The 19485-nt window shown below is 64.1% G+C and carries 15 protein-coding genes; 8 read left to right on the top strand and 7 right to left on the bottom strand.

Annotation, left to right across the window (positions count from 1 at the left end; all coding sequences use genetic code 11):
- Positions 1-51 precede the first annotated feature (51 nt).
- From WM2015_RS05685 to WM2015_RS05675, 3 genes are all read right to left on the bottom strand, one after another.
- Positions 52-486 carry a nuclear transport factor 2-like protein gene (locus WM2015_RS05685; RefSeq protein WP_156200912.1) on the bottom strand — a complete coding sequence of 145 codons (435 nt, stop codon included), beginning with the start codon at positions 484-486 and terminating at the stop codon, positions 52-54.
- Between the two features lie 94 nt (positions 487-580).
- Positions 581-1555: an EamA family transporter gene (locus tag WM2015_RS05680; protein ID WP_049725142.1), complete on the bottom strand. Its 975-nt coding sequence runs from the start codon at positions 1553-1555 to the stop codon at positions 581-583.
- A gap of 3 nt (positions 1556-1558) precedes the next feature.
- Positions 1559-2557: a cyclase family protein gene (locus WM2015_RS05675; protein WP_049725141.1), complete on the bottom strand. Its 999-nt coding sequence runs from the start codon at positions 2555-2557 to the stop codon at positions 1559-1561.
- A 99-nt stretch (positions 2558-2656) separates the two neighbouring features.
- Between WM2015_RS05675 and WM2015_RS05670 the strand changes: the two genes are divergently transcribed.
- The 3 genes from WM2015_RS05670 (at position 2657) to WM2015_RS05660 (ending at position 4695) form a co-directional block, all read left to right on the top strand.
- The gene (locus WM2015_RS05670) at positions 2657-3550 is read left to right on the top strand and encodes a LysR family transcriptional regulator (protein ID WP_049725140.1); all 894 of its coding nucleotides are present in this window, start codon (positions 2657-2659) and stop codon (positions 3548-3550) included.
- A 107-nt stretch (positions 3551-3657) separates the two neighbouring features.
- Positions 3658-4290, top strand: coding sequence for a flavodoxin family protein (locus tag WM2015_RS05665; protein ID WP_049725139.1), 633 nt, complete (start codon positions 3658-3660; stop codon positions 4288-4290).
- A 12-nt stretch (positions 4291-4302) separates the two neighbouring features.
- Positions 4303-4695 carry a 5-carboxymethyl-2-hydroxymuconate Delta-isomerase gene (locus tag WM2015_RS05660; protein ID WP_049725138.1) on the top strand — a complete coding sequence of 131 codons (393 nt, stop codon included), beginning with the start codon at positions 4303-4305 and terminating at the stop codon, positions 4693-4695.
- Positions 4696-6235: 1540 nt separating this feature from the next.
- Here WM2015_RS05660 and WM2015_RS05650 read toward each other — a convergent pair.
- Positions 6236-7252, bottom strand: coding sequence for a hypothetical protein (locus WM2015_RS05650; protein WP_049725136.1), 1017 nt, complete (start codon positions 7250-7252; stop codon positions 6236-6238).
- 143 nt (positions 7253-7395) lie between these two features.
- Here WM2015_RS05650 and WM2015_RS05645 point away from each other — a divergent pair, with 143 nt between their 5' ends.
- From WM2015_RS05645 to WM2015_RS05635, 3 genes are all read left to right on the top strand, one after another.
- Positions 7396-10068 carry a PD-(D/E)XK nuclease family protein gene (locus WM2015_RS05645; protein WP_082169486.1) on the top strand — a complete coding sequence of 891 codons (2673 nt, stop codon included), beginning with the start codon at positions 7396-7398 and terminating at the stop codon, positions 10066-10068.
- A 236-nt stretch (positions 10069-10304) separates the two neighbouring features.
- Complete coding sequence (locus WM2015_RS05640) at positions 10305-13646, top strand: UvrD-helicase domain-containing protein (RefSeq protein ID WP_049725134.1); 3342 nt, start codon at positions 10305-10307, stop codon at positions 13644-13646.
- An 801-nt stretch (positions 13647-14447) separates the two neighbouring features.
- Entirely contained in the window at positions 14448-14864 is a 417-nt protein-coding gene (locus WM2015_RS05635) for a hypothetical protein (RefSeq protein WP_156200910.1), read from the top strand.
- A 9-nt stretch (positions 14865-14873) separates the two neighbouring features.
- On the opposite strand, the gene WM2015_RS15800 is transcribed toward WM2015_RS05635, so the two are convergent.
- Positions 14874-15071, bottom strand: a complete 198-nt coding sequence (locus WM2015_RS15800; protein ID WP_156200908.1) for a hypothetical protein — start codon at positions 15069-15071, stop codon at positions 14874-14876.
- Complete coding sequence (locus WM2015_RS05630) at positions 15068-17032, bottom strand: S9 family peptidase (RefSeq protein ID WP_049725132.1); 1965 nt, start codon at positions 17030-17032, stop codon at positions 15068-15070. The genes WM2015_RS15800 and WM2015_RS05630 overlap by 4 nt, the downstream gene beginning before the upstream one ends.
- A gap of 120 nt (positions 17033-17152) precedes the next feature.
- Here WM2015_RS05630 and WM2015_RS05625 point away from each other — a divergent pair, with 120 nt between their 5' ends.
- Positions 17153-18226, top strand: coding sequence for a PA0069 family radical SAM protein (locus tag WM2015_RS05625; RefSeq protein WP_049725131.1), 1074 nt, complete (start codon positions 17153-17155; stop codon positions 18224-18226).
- Positions 18227-18305: 79 nt separating this feature from the next.
- On the opposite strand, the gene WM2015_RS05620 is transcribed toward WM2015_RS05625, so the two are convergent.
- Positions 18306-18737 carry a hypothetical protein gene (locus tag WM2015_RS05620; protein ID WP_049725130.1) on the bottom strand — a complete coding sequence of 144 codons (432 nt, stop codon included), beginning with the start codon at positions 18735-18737 and terminating at the stop codon, positions 18306-18308.
- 268 nt (positions 18738-19005) lie between these two features.
- Between WM2015_RS05620 and WM2015_RS05615 the strand changes: the two genes are divergently transcribed.
- The gene (locus WM2015_RS05615; RefSeq protein ID WP_049725129.1) at positions 19006-19458 is read left to right on the top strand and encodes a hypothetical protein; all 453 of its coding nucleotides are present in this window, start codon (positions 19006-19008) and stop codon (positions 19456-19458) included.
- Positions 19459-19485: the final 27 nt, after the last annotated feature.

The following is a 19485-nucleotide window of genomic DNA, read 5'->3' as shown; positions in this document are numbered from 1 at the left end:
GCCAGCGAGCCCGGATACTGATGCGCCAGCAGACGGAGTAGAGCCCTTGATCTACTGCCAATACTCGAGAATTCTCGAAACCTTACCGCCCTCGAACTCGAAGACCGCGAGGTGCTTTTTGCCGCTGCTGCTTTCCAGGCGCTGAACGGCCGCGGCGTCGAGGCCGGGCAGGACGTGGAGGATGCGGTAGCGATCTTCGGTGAACTGGTACTGTCCCGCTTCGGCGTATCTCATCGAATTGGCGTAGAGTTCATCGCGCGTGTAGACTCCGCCGTGGACTTCGTGGACGTAGGTGAAGTCTTCGGTGTAGAGGTCGAACAGTGCATCGACATCGCCGGCATCGGAGCCGCGCCTCATCATGCCGTTTTGGGCGCGGTTGACGCGGTCGACCAGTTGCCGGATTTCGTCTTCCGACAGGGCGTCGTGATGATCGGCCTGGACGGAAGCGGCCAGCCACAAGGCGCTAATCAGCGCAATCCATCTCATTGCTCAGGTTCCTTGTTTGAGGGTCTTTTCGATCATGGCCGCATCGCCGGGGCGCCGAGGGCGCGCCCAATTGCGACGGTGGATACAGCGGTGATCATTCCGGGCATGACAGGGGTTCAGGCCTGTCAGTCGGTGAGGTGAGCGACTTCTCCTGGCGTCTCGAAGCATTTGGTTGGCCAAGCGAACCCGGGGAAGTCGCGATTCTTGGCCGTGCGGCGTCGGCGGAAGGTGCGGAGTGTGTGGCTGCGCAGACGCCGCCCAGGACCAGAGCGGCGCCGGACAGCTGAACCGGGCTCAGCGACTCGCCGAGCAGCAGCCAGCCGGTGGAAACGGCCACCAGGGGGCTGAGGAAGCCCATCGAACTGACGGTCGACGGCGCCAGGCGGCCGACGCCGTTGAACCACAATACGTAGCTCAGCGCAGCGCCGATGAGCGTCAACCAGACCAGCCCGGCCAGCGAGTCGAGGTTCATCGGCGGCAGTGCCGAGCCGAACGACCAGGCCGCCGGCAGCAGGAGCAGACCGCCCGCGGTCAGCTGCCAGGCGGTGAAGGTGAGAAGCGGCGTCTCGCCACGCCACTTTCGGCTGTAGACGGTGCCAGCTGCCATCGAAGCCGCTCCGGCCAGGCCAGCTGCGATACCAACTGGATCGAGCCCGGCTTCAGGACCCAGCACCAACAGCGCGACGCCGATAAGCCCAACGAAAGCAGCGGCCACGGCCACGGCACGGATCGGCTCGTTCAGCACTTTGCGGGCCAGTAGCAGGACGATCAGAGGCTGGATTGCCCCGACGGTCGCGGCAATACCGCCGGGTAGCCTGTAGGCGGCAAGGAACAGGCAGGCCCAGAACAGGGTGAAGTTCAAACCACCGAGCAGGACGATCCGGCCCAGTTGTGAAGCCGGCGGCAGGCGCCGGACGACCAGCAGCAGAATCAAGCCGGCGGGCAGTGCGCGCAGCGCTGCAAGCGAAAGCGGATCGCCGTCGGGCAGCAGCGAGGTGGTGACGATGTAGGTCGTCCCCCAGATAGCCGGCGCCAGCGCAGTCAGGCCAATGACGATGAGGCGGTTCATGGCTCAGCGCTCGTCGGCAGGCGCCAGCGGCAGGGCGATCGGTCGCATCGGGGCCGCGTCGGCGCCGCGTAGCCGCAGTCCGCCCCCAATGAAGGCGAACTCGTAGATACCGGCCTCGCTCAGGCCTTCCAGGTAGACCAGTTCGAGAATCGGCGTGCCCTGTTCGGCGAGCAGGTAGGTGTGCACGGGCACGTAATTGCCCTCGACCTCGGAAGGGAAGGCCTCGAAGCTGAGGTTGTCGGCGCCGACGACCATCGCGCCGCCAGTCTCGACCAGGAAGCGCGCGGCGTCCAAGCCCAGGCCCGGCGGGTTGTGCATGTAGGCGGCGGCGTCTTCATAGACTTGCATGCGCCCGGTGCGGATCAGGACCACGTCGCCTTGTTTCATTGCAACGCCTTGACGCTCGAGGGCGCCGCGCAGTTCTGCCCGGGTGACGCGATGGCCTTCCGGCAGCATGTCGACACCCAGGAACGCTGGCAGGTCGATCATCACTCCGCGCGCAACGATGGGCGGCAACGCTTCGGCGCCGGCGATCTGCCAGCCCCGGTCGCCCAGGTGCTCGGCGGCGCTGAAACCGTTCCAGATGCGCCCGTCGAGCCCGAAATGGGCAAGCGTGTCGATGTGCGTGCCCGTGTGGGTGTACATCGAGAACGCCGCACCGGTGTAGCTGACATGCTCGTTCATCGTCTCGCCCAGGCCGAGCGGATCGTCGACGACTGTGCCGTGCGGCGTGTGGGTCATCCACATCCGGTAGTGCGGATCGCCCGCGGCCTGCCAGCTGGGCATGCCAATGAACAGATCGACCGACAGGTCGTAGACCTCGCCGCCGGTCACGCGCGAGAGCAGCTCGGCGCGGGAAGCCGGGGTCATGAGGTTGAGTCGCCCGATCTCGTCTTCGGGGCCCCAGGGGCTGGTGCCGACTGCGGGTTGCTCCGCGTGGCCCCAGGCGGCGGCCGCCAGCGTGGCGGCGGTGAGCAGGGTCTTGAGGGGGGATGCAAGCATGGGATTCTCCAAATGGGTCGGTGCAGACTCAAGGTACGCCTTGCACTCCTGGAAGATAATCCGCAAAATCAGGAAATCACCTTCCACCCCCGGTAAACAATGGACCGCTTCGCCGCCCTTCGGGTGTTCCGCCGCGTCATCGAGTTGAACGGGTTTGCCGCCGCTGCTCGGGACCTGGACCTGTCCAATGCCGCGGTCAGCAAGATCATCAAGGAGCTGGAGGCCGACCTGGGAGTGCAGCTCATTCAGCGCACAACGCGCTCACTGCGGCTGACCGACACCGGGCACGATTACTTCAACCAGATCACGCGCATTCTCGACGAACTGGAAGAGGCCGACGATGCTGTGCGCTCGAGCGTCTCCGAGCCTCGCGGCGTGCTTCGGATCAGCGCGCCACTGTCTCTCGGCCTCGTCCTGCTGTCGCAGATATTCGCCCGCTTCGCGGCGCGCTATCCGGAGCTCGAACTCGACGTGGAGTTCGGCGACCAGCCGGTCGACCTGATCGAAGGGCGTTTCGACCTGGCCGTTCGCGGCGGGCTGCTCCAGGACTCGAGTCTGAAGGCGCGCAAGCTCATGGACATCGAGCGGGTGGTCTGCGCCTCGCCCGGTTACCTGGCCTCATTCGGCACGCCGGAGCGCCCCGAGGATCTGTCCAAACATCGCTGTCTGATCTATTCGCTTTCGGCCTCGCCGCGCAACTGGATGCTCGAAAAAGAGGGGACCGTGACCCGCGTCGCGATCGAAGGCGGCTTTCGAGCCAACAATTCTCTGGCGGTTCGCGACGCGGCCATCGAGGGGCTGGGTATCGCGCTGGTGCCGAAGATCTATGCCGTGGATGCTCTCGAATCCGGTCGGCTGATTCGCGTTCTACCCGAATGGGGCGGCGAGCTGCACGCGCTCTACGGCGTCTATCCGCAGCATCGGGAGGCCTCGCTGAAGGTCCGCTTCCTGCTCGATTTCCTGGTCGAGGCCATCGAGAAGGCGCTCGCCTGAACGGCGGGGGTCATTCACGCCGGGTGAATAGTGTTTCCACCTTTCGGGGGATTTTCCCGGGCTTCCGGGTCGCTACGCTGGCCTTCAAACCATCGAGGAATACCAGCATGAATGTATCTGTCGTGATCGCCTACCACTCCGGCTACGGCCACACCGCCGCCGTCGCCCGCGCCGTCCAGATTGGTGTTGAACGATGCAACGGCGCCCGGGGTGAACTGATCGACGTCACCGACCTGACCGAACGCCACTGGTCGCTGATGGCCGAGGCCGACGCCATCATCTTCGGCTCGCCGACCTACATGGGCGCAGTGTCCGGCCCCTTCAAAACCTTCATGGACCAGACGTCGTCATTGTGGCTGCAACGCCGCTGGCAGGACAAGCTGGCCGCCGGCTTCACGATTTCGAGCTCGCAGGCCGGTGACAAGTACGCCACGCTCAGCCAGCTCACCACCCTGGCCGCCCAGCACGGCATGATCTGGGTCAGCCTGGGGCTGCTGCCGGGCAACAATTCCTCGACCGGTTCGATCGAAGACATCAACCGCATCGGTGGCTCGCTCGGCGCCATGGCCCAGGCCAACGCCGACGAGCCGGCCGAGATCACGCCCCCCGACTCGGACCGGGAAACCGCCGCCTTGCTGGGTGCGCGGGTCGCTGAGCTCGCGGCGCGATTCAAGACCGGAGCGCTGCTCGGGCTGCATTCGAAACCAGGCGCCGTTCCGTCGCTAGAAGCGCAGAATTGAGGGAAACTGAACATGCCACATTTCATCATCGACTGTTCGAAGCATCTTCTGGCGCTTCGAGCGGAAAACGAAGTGCTCCGCAAGATCCATACGGTCGCGGTTGCCTCCGGCCTTTTCGACGAAGGCGACATCAAGGTTCGTCTTCGTCCCCAGGCCGGCGGCCTGGTTGGTGGTCGCCAGTCGTCGTTCATTCATGTGTTCGCGCACATCATGCAGGGCCGCAGCATGGGACAGCGTCGCCGGTTGTCGACCGCCGTGGTTGCAGCCCTGGCCGCGCTGTTCCCGGACCTGCCTCGCATCGCCATGAACATCACCGAGTTTGAGCGAGCGACCTACGTCAATCGCTCAATGATCGGCTTCGAGTCATGGCCAAGCTCGATCGGGGGTACCCACGATACCGAGTAGATTTCCTGCAGCACATCGAGGTGCAACTCTCTACCGCCCAGGCAGTGCGGCGGCCAGACTGGCCCCATGACCCACCCCCGCAGGCAGATCGCCCCGCCGGACGAAGTCGAATTCTGATGCAGCAACAGACCGAGCAGCAACAACACCTGCGCCTTAGTCCAACCAGCATTCACTGGTGACCTGGCACGCCTGCAAAACCGGGGATTCGGGTCAGGGTCACGCCGCGCGAGACAAACCTCAGAGAAAACCAGACGAGAAATCCGGAAGACTCAACTCCACTCCGCATCAACACTCGGTTCCAAAAGTCGAGGCTGTCCTCGTCTTGCCTCATCTTGGCTGCTACCCAAGCAACCAAACAATCCCTACGGCAATCGCCGCAACAAAGAGTGTGGCCTTTCCCTCTGGCGTAAAGATACTGAAAACGCCCAGCACGGCAGCTATAGCCATCCCGTACAGAGCGGGCACTACCCCAAGAATCACGCCAAAACCATCACCAAAAAAGCGAGAATAAAGAGCCGCTGCCAAGCAGAGCGAAAAAAGCAGAATACTAAGACGTCCTACATCCCTATTCGAGAAAAAGGCTTTTAGATTCGCCATGATCTGGGATGGGCAATGCCTTAAATGCGCAACCAACCAACCAACAGCAGGCTTACCAAAACACCGGAAGCGATCGCGAGCTTTCCCGAAATAGTCCTAAAGCTCAACGCACCCAGTACTACTGCGATCAACTGACCCGACCAAATGTACCAGGGGCCGTGGAAAAACAAATGATCCCGAGTCGATGGAATCAGCATCGGAACCAAGAAAAGGATAGCCAAGACACTAACCAAAGAGAAACCGAGGCCTGCATAGCCCAATTTGGTATTTTTCATATAGGAAACCCCAACTAACAAACGCCATAATTGCCTAACGTAGGCTAGTTTGCCAGTGTAGTCAAGAAGCCTTTCAGGTAACACCCCGAATCCCGAACACACCACCTACTCGGCCGGAGTACGCCCCCCCCAACCTCTACACGGGCACGAAGCCAGACTGGCTCCATGACCTACCCCCGAAGCCAGATTGCACCAACGGATGCGCCCGGCTTCTTCCATGTCGTCAGCGGATGCGTGCGGCGCGCCTTTCTTTTCGGTAGCGTTCAATGCATCGGAAGTGGACAGAAGCCCTTATGGGCAAAGCCACTGAAATCTGGCAGCAGCCCAAGCAATGGAGCCGTTGCGGTTTCCGCAGTATGCGCAAGAAGCGACGGCGCAGTGCCGTCAGGCGTGGATGAAGGGCATCGATTGCGAGCAGGCCGAGATTCTGATGCAGCAACAGACCGAGTAGAGGCTCGACCTAATCCCAGACCAGCCAGCAAGTGCCAGCTGCGTGGCATGGCCGAAAGGCGGGGAACTCAGGCGGAAACCATGCTTCTTCCGCTCCCCAAACTCCTAATGTGAGTTTCGAATACCGTAGGCCAGCCCCCGGTTAGCCGTCACCGAGCAGAACCCTGGATGTCCTTGTCTTGGTCCTTGTCTTGGTTGGTCCGTCGACCAGGAGCGACTCAGTGCCGTATTCGCGTCGAAGCTACCAACAACCCCAGAACCAGCATAATCATCCCCAGTACTCCAAGGCTGGGTACGGCACTGGTCACGACACCTTGCCATTGTCCACCGCTTGCAGATTCGCCGAAGAGCTGACCTGGACAGCCGCCTTCGGAATATCCGACCTGATCCGAGGTCGGCGACAGAGACCAAGCCCAGGTGAGAGAATCCCAGCCTGGTGGGGGAACACCAACCGGTCCCGGGAACGGCTCGCTGATCCCGACTGCCCAATCAACGATGTGCCCATTCGAATCAGTGGATACCTGGAATTGGCAGCTTTCAAGCGGTCGCCGCAACGGTTCGACGCGATCGTCAACCACTTCCAGCGATTCAATGAATGGCCTGGCGTCGAAATCAACCTGGTTCGCGGGCAACCTACCTGCGAAGCTCACCCGCAAATTGAAATGATCCCCGTCCAAGTAGGGTGCCTGCGTCGCTTGCAACGCATCGCTTCGATACAAGTAGACCCCGGGAGGTTCGGGTGTCAGAACAGACTCGCCGGTAAAATCGCCTACCGGCACAAAGTTGAGGGAAGCGAATCCGCTGTCCCCACAGGGGGCTGCCGGGATGCCTTTGGTGCCCAGGAGGTTGCCTATGTTTCTATCGCTGGAGAGATGTACGTAGTCGATGCGGAAGTCGTCAGAGGGTGGTGGCCACTCATGCAATTGCAGAAACCATTGGGCGATGCCGCCGTTGGCGTCGAAAGCCACCGTGAATTCGCACACCACTGAATTGTCGAGCGTGCGCACTTGCAATCCATCTTCCAGGCGCAGAGAAACCAGTTGATCGACGACTGACACCTCAGCTTCCCAGGTCGGTATGGGACCTGAAAGCTCAATATCGGCCACGATGCGTGAGCCGATGGGGTACCCGATCCCACCAAACTCGCCGGACTCAAAGCGATACTCCGTCTGCGCATTGATCGAGAAACTCAGGGCGAGCGAGACAAGCGCCAGCAAATTCTGAAAAAATCGCATAGGAAATTGCTATCGTCGGGATTCTGCAAACGAGTCTACGTAAACCCCTTGCGGATTACTAATAGCCCAACTGTTCTCAGGATTCACAGCTGCATCGATCTTGGCCACGCCAACTTGATCAATGCTAGAACGAATCGAGGGCTATGGCTGATCGGGCTTCTCAACTTTTGAGAACCGCCTTCGGCATACTCTTGATTATGGCGAAAACAAACCTCCTCACCCCAACCCCCCGCCTGGCCCGCGCCCAGCGCCACGCCCTGGCGACCCAAGCGGCTGACTCCGGCCAATCCTCCTGGGCCACACCCCAGGTTCTGGCCATGGGCCAATGGATCAGCCAGCTGATCCAGGAGGCCTACGTCGCTGGCGCGATCGAGCCGATTCCAATCTCGGGGGTCCAGGCCCGCGCCCTCTGGCGCTCGGTGATCGACCACCAGATCTTCATCGGCGAGCCGCGCGTGGCAGAGATGGCGCAGGCCAGCTGGCGACTGATCCACGAGTTCCAGCTACCCCTGCCCTACCGCTGGTCGGAGACAGGCCTGTCCGTCGACCAGCGCCAGTTCAAGGCCTGGGCCGGGGCCTATCAAGCGAGGTGCCGAAAGCAGAACGTGGCTGATGAGTGGGCGCTGGCGGCGATGCTGCCGGATCTGATCGAGAAGCGCGCGGTGCCCCTGCCGGGGCGTATCGAATTGACGGGCTTCGAGCTGCCGATGCCGCCGCTGCAGCGCTCGCTGCTCGATGCGGCCGAGACGGCGGGTGTCGAGATCATCGCGGGTGAATTGCCGGCCGATGCCCCACTGGTGGCCGAGGTGCAGGCCTTTCCGGACACGACGGCCGAGCTGCGCGCCGCCGCGGTCTGGGCGCGAGGGCAGATCGAGAAGAACCCCGAGGTCCGTCTGGCCGTCGTCGTGCCACGCTTGCATGATCACCTGGCGGACGTCGAGCGGCTATTCCGCCGCACCTTCGCCCCCGCGGCCTCCGCGCTGGAACCGACGGCCACGCCGGCCTGGCACTGCTCCCTGGGTCCGGCCTTGAGCAGCTGGGCCCTGGTCGCCGATGCCCTGGCCTGCCTGCAGCTGGACCCGGAGCGCATCGACCCGACCCAGGCCGAGGTGTTCTGGCGCTCGCCGTTTCTTGCCGGCGCCGAGAAGGAGGCCCTGGCCCGCGCCCGCGCGCGGCAGCTGGTCTGGCGCAAGCAGCCCTGGTGGACGAACGCCGGGGAGCTGGGCAAGTACGCGGGTCGTGCCGGGGCCTCGACCCTGTCCACGAAGCTCCGCGAGTGGCAGGGCCTGTGGCGGAGGCATCGCGGACGCGCCCTGCCCTCGCAGTGGATCGAGCGCTTTCAGGGCGAGCTGGCCGCGCTGGGCTTCGGCCGGGGACGCGCGCTGGACAGTCGCGAGTTCCAAGCCCTGCAGCGCTTTCATGAGTTGCTCGAGGCCTTCAGCAGCCTGGACCTGGTGCAGGACACACCGATGGCCCGCGTCCAGGCCCTCAAACGGCTGCGGGAGATGGCCGGGGACGCGGCTTTCCGTGAGCGCAATCCGGGAGCCGCGGTCGAGATCCTGGGTGTCGAAGAAGCCCTGGGCTCGCGCTTCGACGCGGCCTGGATCGTCGGCCTGGACGAGCAGGCCTGGCCGGGTGCGAGCCGCCGGGATCCGTTCATCCCGCACTACCACCAGGCGCCGCTTCCATCGGCAAGCCCGGCCGCCTGCCTGGCCCGCTCCCGGGCCGAACTGCAGGCCCTGGCCTGGATTGCGCCGGTTCGCGTCGGCAGCTTTGCCCGGGGCAGCGATGACGTGGCGCTCAAGGCCACGCATCTGCTGGGCTCGGTCTCGGTGGTGGAGCCCCGCCTGGCCGAGTCGATCGAGGCCGCGCCGATGGAGTTCGTCGACCTCGACGACCAGGGCCCGGCCTTCGATGCCTCGGAACTCAAGGGCGGCACGCGGGTGCTGCAGGACCAGGCCGATTGCCCCTTCCGCGCCTTTGCCCGCCATCGCCTGGGCGCCGAGGTGCCCCTGCCGCCCAGCCCGGGCCTGGATGCGCTCACGCGCGGCAGCCTGATCCACCGGGTGCTGGAACGCTTCTGGACCGACCTGCCCGACCAGGCCGCCCTGCGGGCGCTTTCGAAGGATGAACGCACGGCGCGGATAGGGGCCTGCATCGAAGAGAGCCTGACCGAGCTGCTGAACCTGAATCCCCTGCTGATGACCGACACCGAGCGTGCGCTGGAAGCCGTCTGCCTGATGCGGTCCGTGGAGCGCTGGCTCGAGATCGAGCTCGACCGCGCACCCTTCGTGGTCAAGGCCCTGGAGCAGCAGGTTGAGCTGGAATTCGCCGGCCTGCGCCTGACCGGCAAGATCGACCGCATCGACTCGATCGGCGAAGACGAACTGATCCTCGATTACAAGACCGGACGCACGGCCAGTTCGGACTGGGCCCCGGACCCGAGGCTCAAGGAGCTGCAGCTGCCGGCCTACGTGACGCCCCGCCATCCGGCGCCGGCGGGCCTGGCCTTCGCGCGCCTGCGTGCCGACCAGATGGGTTTCGATGGCCTGGCCCGCTCGGACCTGGGCCTTCCCGGCACGAAGGTGCTCGGCAAGATCAGGGGCGCCTCCAGGTTCAAGGCCTACGAGGACTGGGAGCAGCTTCGGGCGGACTGGCACCTGGCCCTGGAGAACCTGGCCGAGGGCGTGCTGAGCGGTCAGGCCGCCGTCGATCCGCGCGATCGCAACGCCTGCAGCCGCTGCGATCTCGAGGCGCTCTGTCGTGTCAATGACCAGGGCCGCATCACCGATACAGACCCGATCGAGCGAGATTGAATCGATGAACTGCAGAATTGCGAAATCAGATCAAAAGCGGTTCACCACAGAGGCACGGAGTACACAGAGAAGAAACGATGAATTTTCTTCTGCTCTTCTCCGTGAACTCAGCGTAGCTTGTAAGTCAATGGCGGGCTGCCGCAGGCATAAAGCCTTTGACTGGAAAGCGGCCACGCGTGCCTCTGTGGTGAACATGCTTTTGCTTTTTTGCTCTAACACAGCGAGCGCAACCCGACATGTCTGATCAAGCGGCTAGACAGCTGGCCGTCGAGCCCGGCCGCTCGGTGATCGTCCAGGCCCCGGCCGGCTCGGGCAAGACCAGCCTGCTCGTCGAGCGCTACCTGGCCCTGCTGGCCACCGTGGACGAACCCGAGGCGATCCTGGCGATCACCTTCACGCGCAAGGCCGCCGCCGAGATGCGCGAGCGCGTGCTGCAGTTCCTCGACCCGGCCTTCGTCGCCGAGAAGCCCCACGAAAAAGCGGCCAAGGCCCGCGCCGAGGCCGTGGAAGCGAAGGTCCAGGCCTGGGGCCTGCGCGAGAATCCGCAGCGCCTGATGATCCGGACCATCGACAGCTTCAACCAGTTCCTGGCCCGCGCCATGCCCGTAGCCAGCCAGCTCGGGCCCATGCCTTCGCCGGCCGAGCACACGCAGGCCTTGTACCGCGAGGCCGCGCGCCGGATCCTGGCGCGCCTGAACGACGAGGAAGCGCTCAGCGAAGACCTGGCCCGCCTGCTGAAGTGGCGCGATCACCGTACCCAGGACATCGAAGCCTTGCTGATGAGCCTGCTCGGCCAGCGCGAGCAGTGGCTGCGCGCCATCGGCCGGATCGAGCCCGTCGAACAGGCCGCCTTCGAGGCCACCCTGCATGACCTGGTCAGCGAGCAACTGAGACGCGCCAGCACCGCGCTCCAGCAGGCCCTGGCCCAGGCGGGCATGAGCGAGCAGGCCCTGCTCGCCGTTCTGAGCGAGGCCGCCGCCTGCGCGGCCGACCTGGCCAAGCCCACGCCCTTCGCCGACTGGAGCGATTACCGCCGCCTGCCGGCCCCGAACCCCGCCGAGCTCGACGGCTGGCGAATGCTCGGCTTTGCCCTGCTGACCAATGGCGGGACCTGGCGGGCCAGCCTGAACAAGAACTACGGCTTTCCGCCCAAGTCCGAGCACAAGGCGGCGATGGAAGCCCTGCTCGAACAGTGGACCGGCAACGAGGAGCTGGCGGACCTGCTGCACCAGGCCCGCGAGCTGCCTGTCCCTGAGTTCGGCCCCGGCGAATGGCCGGTGCTGGCCGCCCTGATCCGCGTCCTGAAACAGGCCGCCGCCGAACTGGACCTGCTGTTCGCCGAGCGCGGCAAGAGCGACTTCGCGGCCCTGGGCGACGCGGCTCAGCGCGGTCTGGGCAACGAGGAGGACGGCTACAGCGACCTGGCCCTGTACCTGGACCAGCGCATCGACCACATCCTGGTCGACGAGTACCAGGACACGAACTGGGGCCAGTTCCACCTGCTCGAGAAGCTGGTCGCCGGCTGGGCGGGCGAAGGCGAGCAGCAAAGCCATCGCAGCCTGTTTCTGGTCGGCGATCCGATGCAGTCGATCTACAGGTTCCGAGAAGCCGAGGTCGGCCTGTTCATGCGGACCCGCGACCAGGGCATCGGCGCGCAGACCCTCGAATCCGCTCAGCTGACGCGCAACTTCCGTTCCCGCGCCGAGATCGTCGAGTGGGTCAACGAGCGCATCGGCCCGGCCTTTCCGTCGATCGAGAACATGGCCGCCGGCGCGGTCCGCTACGCGCCCTCCGAACCCGCGCGGGAGCCGGGCGGTCGCGTCGAAGTGCTGGCCGAGATCGACCGCGTGCAGGAGGCCGAGGCCCTGGCCGCGCGCATCCGGGACACGCTGGAGGCCAACCAGGGCAAGGACGACTTCAAGGCCGCGGTGATCGTGCGCGCCCGCTCGCACCTGAGCGAGCTGCTGCCGGCCCTGGCCCGCCACGGCGTGCGCTACCGGGCCGTCAAGCTCGACCCTCTGCTGCAGCGGCCCGTGGCCCAGGACCTGCTGTCGATCACCCGCCTGGTGATCGACCCGGCCCACCCGTCCGCGCGCCTGGCCCTGCTGCGCTCGCCCTTGTGCGGTCTCAGCCTGAAGGCACTGCATGCGCTGGCCGGGGACGGCAAGGACCCGCTGGACGATGACGCCCTCGACCGCCTGAGCCCGGAGGATCGGGAACGCGCCGAGCCGGTCTACGCCGGCATCGAGGCGGCCTATGGACTGCGAGGACGTCGCTCGGTCCGCGACCGGGTCGAAGGCCTGTTCCTGCGCCTCGGTGGCCCGCAGATCCTCTGCGCCCGCCCGACGGAGCAGCGCGACGCACAGCGCTTCCTCGACGTGCTCGCCCAGGCCGAGGACGAGGGCCTGTTGAACGACTGGAATGCCTTCCTGGCCCTGCTCGACGAGCAGACCACCGAGGGCGACCCGCCCGACGACGAGGTACGCCTGGAAGTGCTGACCATGCACGGCGCCAAGGGCCTGGAGTGGGACGCGGTGTTCCTGCCCGGCCTGGACCGCCCGCCGCGCGGCGCGAGCCAGGAGCTGCTCTACTGGCTGCCGATCACGCCCGAGTCGGGCGAGGAGCAGGTGCTGCTGGCCCCGCTGCGTTCCGCCGAGCAGGCCAGCAACACGGCCCTGATCCAGTTCATCAACAACCAGCGCAAGCAGCGGGAAGCCTACGAGCAACAGCGCCTGCTCTACGTCGCCGCCACCCGGGCCAAGGAGTTCCTCTGCCTGAGCGCCGTCCTCGACCCGGACAAGCAGGCCCAGAAGCCCGCCGCGGGCAGCCTGCTCGCCAGCCTCTGGCCGAACTGCGAGGGCGAGTTCCTGCGAGCCTTCAGCGAAGCCCTGGAGCGCATCCCCGAGCTGGGCCCGGACTCGGACGACGTGGTCTTCCCAGCGCCACGGCGTCAGCGAGTGCAGTCCGGCTGGCGACCGAGCTTCGAGGCCACGCTCGACTGGACCCCCGCCCTGCCCGTGCGCGAGCGCAGCGTCGAGATCGAATTCAGCTGGCAGAACACCCAGGCGCGCCGCATCGGCACGGTGCTCCATCGCATCCTGGAAGACATCGGGCGAGTCGGCCTCGAACGCTTCGACGAAGTCCGCCTGGCCCGCCTCGAAAGCCGCATCCCCGGCCTGCTCCAGGCCATGGGCACGGGCCGCGCCGAACTGCAGGCTTCCGTCGAGGTGATCGAGCAGGCCCTCGACCGCACCCTGAGCTCGGAGACGGGTCGCTGGATCCTGAGCGGCGAGCACCCGGAGCATGCCTGCGAACTCGCTCTGAGCGGCCTGATCGACGGCAAGCTGGTCAACGCCGTGATCGACCGCACCTTCGTCGATGCCCAGGGCGTGCGCTGGATCATCGACTACAAGTCAGGCCATGCCGAGGACGAGCGGATCGAGGAGTTTCTCCAACACGAGGCCGAGGAGTACCGCGACCAGCTGAGCGTGTATCGGCGATTGTTCGAGCAGATGGGCGAGACCGACGTCCGCATCGCGCTGTACCTGCCGCGGTTGGATCGGCTGGAGGAACTTTGAAAGGCAAAACCTTTAAATCGCAAAGCAGCGAAGCAGCAAAGAAAAGACTAGAGATTGAACCACGAAGGGCAAGAAGAACACGAAGTTGAAAAACAAAATACTCTTCTTTTTTCTTCGTGCCCTTCGTGTCCTTCGTGGTGAAGGTGTTTTGGGTTTTTGAGCTCAATCCCCCAGACGATAGTACCTACCGCGCCTGGATCGACTGCAGGAGATCCAGAAGCAAAACCTTTGAATCGCAAAGCAGCGAAGCAGCAAAGAAAAGACAAGAGATTGAACCACGAAGGGCACGAAGAGCACGAAGAAAAGAAAGAAGCCTCTTTGTTTTACGACTTCGTGACCTTCGTGTGCTTCGTGGTTAATCGCTTTCAGGGCTCCGACTCAGTGGAAGGCCTCTGAATCAAAATCTTCTGGTCGCAAAGCAGCGAAGCAGCAAAGAAAGAAAAGGGAACTGGATTAAGAGCAAAGGCAAAATCAAAAGCATTAACGCGAAGACGCAAAGAAAATCACTAACACGTCTTTCTTGGTGTCTTCGAGTCTTGGCGATCAAAGCCTTTTGCTTTCGCTTTTTGTTTTCCCTTATTTTCTTTGCTGCTTCGCTGCTTAGCTCAGTTTGGAATCCAGCTGCGGTTTGCCGGAGGCAAGAAGCGGCTGGATGGAAAATGTCCGAGCGTGATTCAAAGATTTTTCATTTCCTTAGCGCCCTTCGCGTCTTCGCGTCAAGGATTTTGATTTTGGGGACTTGAAGACTTGCGACAGGGCGAGCATGCTTGCTGCTTCAAATGACTGACTGAGGGATGTTGCATGAACCTCAAAGCTACCCTTCTTGTTGCTCTGTTTGCGTTGGCCTCGCCTGGGATGGCTTCGACGCCTTCTGATGGGACGAGCACAGCGCCGCATCTGGAGGCGCTGGCGGTGCTGGAGGATCGGCTGGGTCTGAGCGAGGAGCAGACAGCTGCCGTCGAGCCTGTGCTGGCGCAGCACCATGTCGAGCAGCAGGCCGTGTTCGAGCGCCTTCGGATCAACCCCAACGCGAGCCGTTCGGCGCCCCGCCCCTCGCGCACGGAACTGTTCGAACTGGCCAGCGCCCTGATGCCGGTCTGGGAGCAGGCCAATGTCGCCATGGCCGAGATTCTCGACGAGGCGCAGATGGCCGAATGGATGGTCTACCAGAACGAACGCCGAAACCAACTCCGCCGCCGCCTCCAGGGCCGCCGCTGAACCTTCATTTCAGCGATCGAGAACCTTTAGATCGCGAAGCAGCAAAGCAGCGAAGAAAAGCAAACACATTTCAACGCGAAGACGCGAAGCACGCCAAGAAAGGAAAAAGCCCACTTTTCTTTTTCTTGGCGTCTTCGCGTCTTCGCGTTCAATTGCTTTTTTTTTTTTCTTCGCTGCTTCGCTGCTTAGCGACTCAAGGATTTTCAATCCCGCAGCAGATAGGTCTCGAAGAACAACACGACCGCTTCGCTATAGAGATCGCGGTTTTCCTTGCGGCGGAAGCCGTGGCCCTCATTGAGTGCGTTCATGTACCAGACCGAGCTGCCCTGCTCCCTGAGAGCCGCGACGATCTGCTCGGCCTCGGTGACGGGCACGCGCGGGTCGTTCTGGCCCTGGATGACGAACATCGGCACGTCCATCCTGTCGACGTGATTCAGGGGGCTGATGGCTTCCAGGTGGGCGCGCATTTCCGGGTCGCGCTCGTCGCCGTATTCGACACGGCGGAGATCACGGCGATAGTCCTGGGTGTTCTCCAGGAAGGTGACGAAGTTGCTGATGCCGACCACATCGACGGCGGCCCGCAGGCGGTCGCTGTAGTGGACGGCGCTGGCCAGCACCATGTAGCCGCCGTAGCTGCCGCCGAAGACGGCGACTCGGTTCTCGTCCAGGTCCGGCTGCTCGGCGATCCAGTCCAGCAGGGCGCCGATGTCGCGCACCGAGTCCTCGCGCAGGAAACCATTGTCGAGCTGCAGGTAGCTCTTGCCGTAGCCGGAGGAACCGCGCACGTTCGGGCTGATCACGGCCACGCCGAGGCGGTCCATCCACATCGGGTAGGTGCTGCTGAAGCTGGGCCGCGACTGGCCTTCCGGGCCGCCGTGGATCTGGATCACGACCGGGTGCGGACCCTCGCCTTCGGGCTTGTAGACGAAGGCCGGAATGCGACGGGGCTGGCCGTCGACCTCATCGAAGCTCGGGAACTCGATGAGCTCCGGCAGGGCAAAGCGCTCCGTGTCCAGGCCGCCGACTTCGCTGTAGGTCCAGCGCGTCAGCGCACCGCTGTTCCAGTCCATGACGTGGACATCGCTGGGCGAGCGAGGATTGTTCAGCACCAGACCCAGGCGATCGCCTTCGGGGCTGAAACTCAGGCCACCGATCAGGCCGATGGGCAGGTTCTCGATCGGCGACAGCTCGCCGCTGGCCGTGTCCAGGCGATACATCCGGCTGATGCCACCTTCGTTGCTGACCACGGCCGCCGAGGCCCCATCGGGCGCCATCTCCAAGCCGCTGATGGACCACTCGATGTCGCCGCTCAACACGCGGCGCTCGCCGCTGGCCAAGTCCATGTGGGTCAGGCGGGCGAACTCGCTGCCGACGTCGCTCATCAGGTAGATGCCGTCGCCCTGGGCGTCGAAGCCGGCGGCCAGGTTGCGACTCGGTGCGGCCTCGTCGCCGGCCAGGCGGCTGAGTTCGCCGCTGGCCAGATCGAGCAGGTGGATGCGTGAGTCGTTGGCGCTGACGTACTGCTGGACCAGCAGGCGCTCGCCGTCGGGCGAGAATTCGGCCGGCCCCCACCAGCTGCCGTCGGGGGACTCGAGGATCATCCGGGCCTCGCGATCGGCCTCGAAGTCGATCAGCCACAGATCGTTCGAACGGCCGTTGCGGCGGGTGGACTGGAAGGCCAGGTAGCGGCCGTCCTTCGACCACTCCAGGCCGCCGTTGCGCGACTCGCCGTCGCTGATCATCTCGTGCTCGCCGGTGGCGGGATGGAACAGGAAGATCTGGCTGAACTCGTTGCCGCCCTGGTCCATCAGGAAAGCGAGGGTGTCGTGGCCCGGGCGACGGGTGGCGGCGCCGACCGGCTCCTCGAACCAGGTCAGCTGGTGACGCGTCCCACCGGGCTGGTCGACGCGGTGGAACTGGTTGACCTCGGCGAAGCGGGTGGAGATGAAAATCGAACGACCGTCCGCGCTCCAGTCGACCAGGCCGGCCGAGCGCACGTTCTGGTAGCGGCGGAGCTGCTCTCCGATGTCCGCAGGGATTTCGGGCACGCCCTCCATCACGACGTTGCCGGAATTGGCCGTGCGACGCTCGACGTGGTCGTCGGCCTGCAGGGGCAGTACCGCAAGCAGAATCGAAAGAAGAAGAAGGCTCGGTAGGACTCGAAGCATCGGTCACTCCTGATGGATGAAAGATTGACGGGCCGGAGTATAGCGATGGGGCATCAAGCCTCTGCAAGCGCCGAAAGTCATGGGCTTGCGAAGATCACTGTATTTTTGTACAGTTTCTCCATGAAACCGCAATCAAACCAGGCCGGACGGGGCCTGCAGCACAACACCCCGTCGCGATTCAGCCGCCAGACTAGCCAGTCGATCGACGACGGCTGGCAGGAGGAACTCGACGCCCTGCCCCGTCTGGCCACGGAGCTGCGCCCGGAGATCGCGCGCAGCATCGTCAGTCGAAACCAGTCGCCGGACGTCCCGCTGAAGCGCTCGATCAACCCCTATCGTGGCTGCGAGCACGGCTGCGTGTACTGCTTCGCGCGGCCCAGCCACGCCTACCTCGACCTGTCGCCCGGCCTCGATTTCGAGACCCGTCTGAGCTACAAGTCGAACGCGGTGGAATTGCTCGAGGAGCGCTTTCGTCAACCCAACTACCGCGTCGAGCCGATCGCCCTGGGCATCAACACCGATGCCTACCAGCCGGTGGAGCGGAAGCTGCGCCTGACGCGGCGCCTGCTGGAACTGATGCTGGAGTACCGTCACCCGGTCAGCCTGCTGACCAAGGGCGTGACCCTGCTCCGCGACCTGGACATCCTCGAGGCCCTGGCCGAGCGCAATCTGGTCTCGGTCTCGATCAGCATCACCACGCTGAATCAGGACCTGAAGCGCCGAATGGAACCGCGCACGGCCTCGCCGAGGGCCCGACTGAACATGCTCAGCCGCCTGCGCGAGATCGGCATCGAGCCCGGCGTGATGGTGGCGCCGATCATCCCGGCGATCAACGATCGCGAACTGGAGTCGATCCTCGCCCGGGCCGCCGGAGCTGGCGCGACTCGCGCCGGCTACGTCGTTCTGCGCCTGCCGCACGAGCTGAAAACCCTGTTCCGGGACTGGCTGGCCGAGCATTTCCCGGAACGGGCTCGGCACGTGATGAGCCTGGTTCAGCAGCTGCACGGTGGGCAGGACTACGATCCGAGCTTCGGGCTTCGGCAGACTGGCCAGGGGGCCTTTGCCCAACTGCTGGCCCAGCGCTTTGCCGTGGCGGTTCGACGTCATGGTCTGGACCGCGACGGGCGACCCGAACTCGACTGCTCGGCCTTTCGGCGCCCCAGCCGTCAGGGCGATCAGTTTCATCTGATCTGAGACCCGCTGGACGGGACTCGCTCAGGAATCGGTCCTGCGCCCCCGACCGGATGCGGGGACGCAGGGCCGCTGGTGTGCCTTACTTCAGACGTTCCAGCGCGGCCTCGTAGCCGTCGATGTTGTACTGACGACGCAGCTCACGCACACGATCGACGTACTCGAGGATGTCATCGAGGCCACCGAAGCCGCCGCCGCCGGCACCACCGTCACCGTCGATCGCCAGTTCGGCCACTTCGACGTAGGCCATGTGGGTGGAGACGAAATGGCAGGGGACCGTCGACTCCAGCCAGTACTGAGGCTGGCTGTGCACCAGCTGGGTCCAGGCCGTGTAGCAATCGCCATAGGTGATGTAGGGGCCGATGCTCTGGGTCATGTACTGGATCGGCCAGCCGCCCATCGACCAGGTGGCCGAGGCGAAGTAGCCGTTGTGGGTGGCCTGGGGTGCGGCCTGGGCGCTGGCGGCGAGCAGGAGCAGGGTCGACAGGAACAGGGTTCGAGTGCAGTGTTTCATGGGTCGTTCTCCTATTGGATCGAGTGAAGGGATTCGTTTCGTCGTTCGTTTTCGACCCGTCCAAGCCTAGGAGGCGAATCGAGCCCTGCCCAGCAAAAACAAGGGCTGAAATGGGAACACGACGAGCTCGCCGGCGCATCGGGACCAATGCCAACCCACTGATTTCCAAGAGAGAAAAGGGCTTGTTCCCAAATCGTCCCGGCCTTTCGGGTGACAGCGGCGGCCACGCTGCCTACACTCGACACCTCCCCTACTCTGGATCAATGCCATGCGGACTTCGCGCCTCAAGCAATTTGCCTGGATCGCCTTACTGTCACTGCTGGCCGGCTCGGCCCACGCGCACAATCCCCTCAGCCATCCCGAATGGTGTGAAACCGGCGGCCGGCTGGTGATCGTCGCCGAGATCGACTGGACCCAGACCCAGCTGCTCGAGCAAGAGCCCATCTGTGATGCCGGCGGTCAGACGAAGAGCTGCGGCAGCCAGTTCGATGACGACTGGACGCGCGGACAGCGAACGGCCCACCACTTCTGCGAACAGTTCGCGGTGCGCTTCGCCAACAGCAGAAATCCCGATCACGGCACGGTCGTGTTCATCCCCAGCGGTCCCACCAGCTTCCTGGACCGTGATGGCCACCATGCCAACTATGCCCTGAGTCAGGGCGTGGTCGGCAGCTGCGTTCGCTGCGAGCCCCTTCCCCTCGCCTTGCCGAAACGTCGCTGATCGACCGAAAGCTCCGGCGCTGCGCCC

It is taken from the genome of Wenzhouxiangella marina, from assembly GCF_001187785.1.
Taxonomy (GTDB): Bacteria; Pseudomonadota; Gammaproteobacteria; order Xanthomonadales; family Wenzhouxiangellaceae; genus Wenzhouxiangella; species Wenzhouxiangella marina.
The sequence above is the reverse complement of the archived record's forward strand: the minus strand, read 5'-3'. Positions and strand labels throughout refer to the sequence as shown.

Bases quoted from the DNA above. Each gene is read 5' to 3' on its own strand.
- WM2015_RS05640 (WP_049725134.1), top strand. From the start codon at position 10,305: ATGTCTGATCAAGCGGCTAGACAGCTGGCCGTCGAGCCCGGCCGCTCG.
- WM2015_RS05645 (WP_082169486.1), top strand. From the start codon at position 7,396: ATGGCTGATCGGGCTTCTCAACTTTTGAGAACCGCCTTCGGCATACTC.
- WM2015_RS05630 (WP_049725132.1), bottom strand. From the start codon at position 17,032: ATGCTTCGAGTCCTACCGAGCCTTCTTCTTCTTTCGATTCTGCTTGCG.
- WM2015_RS05615 (WP_049725129.1), top strand. From the start codon at position 19,006: ATGCGGACTTCGCGCCTCAAGCAATTTGCCTGGATCGCCTTACTGTCA.
- WM2015_RS05650 (WP_049725136.1), bottom strand. From the start codon at position 7,252: ATGCGATTTTTTCAGAATTTGCTGGCGCTTGTCTCGCTCGCCCTGAGT.
- WM2015_RS05620 (WP_049725130.1), bottom strand. From the start codon at position 18,737: ATGAAACACTGCACTCGAACCCTGTTCCTGTCGACCCTGCTCCTGCTC.
- WM2015_RS05635 (WP_156200910.1), top strand. From the start codon at position 14,448: ATGAACCTCAAAGCTACCCTTCTTGTTGCTCTGTTTGCGTTGGCCTCG.
- WM2015_RS05675 (WP_049725141.1), bottom strand. From the start codon at position 2,557: ATGCTTGCATCCCCCCTCAAGACCCTGCTCACCGCCGCCACGCTGGCG.
- WM2015_RS05685 (WP_156200912.1), bottom strand. From the start codon at position 486: ATGAGATGGATTGCGCTGATTAGCGCCTTGTGGCTGGCCGCTTCCGTC.
- WM2015_RS05680 (WP_049725142.1), bottom strand. From the start codon at position 1,555: ATGAACCGCCTCATCGTCATTGGCCTGACTGCGCTGGCGCCGGCTATC.
- WM2015_RS05660 (WP_049725138.1), top strand. From the start codon at position 4,303: ATGCCACATTTCATCATCGACTGTTCGAAGCATCTTCTGGCGCTTCGA.
- WM2015_RS05665 (WP_049725139.1), top strand. From the start codon at position 3,658: ATGAATGTATCTGTCGTGATCGCCTACCACTCCGGCTACGGCCACACC.
- WM2015_RS05625 (WP_049725131.1), top strand. From the start codon at position 17,153: ATGAAACCGCAATCAAACCAGGCCGGACGGGGCCTGCAGCACAACACC.
- WM2015_RS05670 (WP_049725140.1), top strand. From the start codon at position 2,657: ATGGACCGCTTCGCCGCCCTTCGGGTGTTCCGCCGCGTCATCGAGTTG.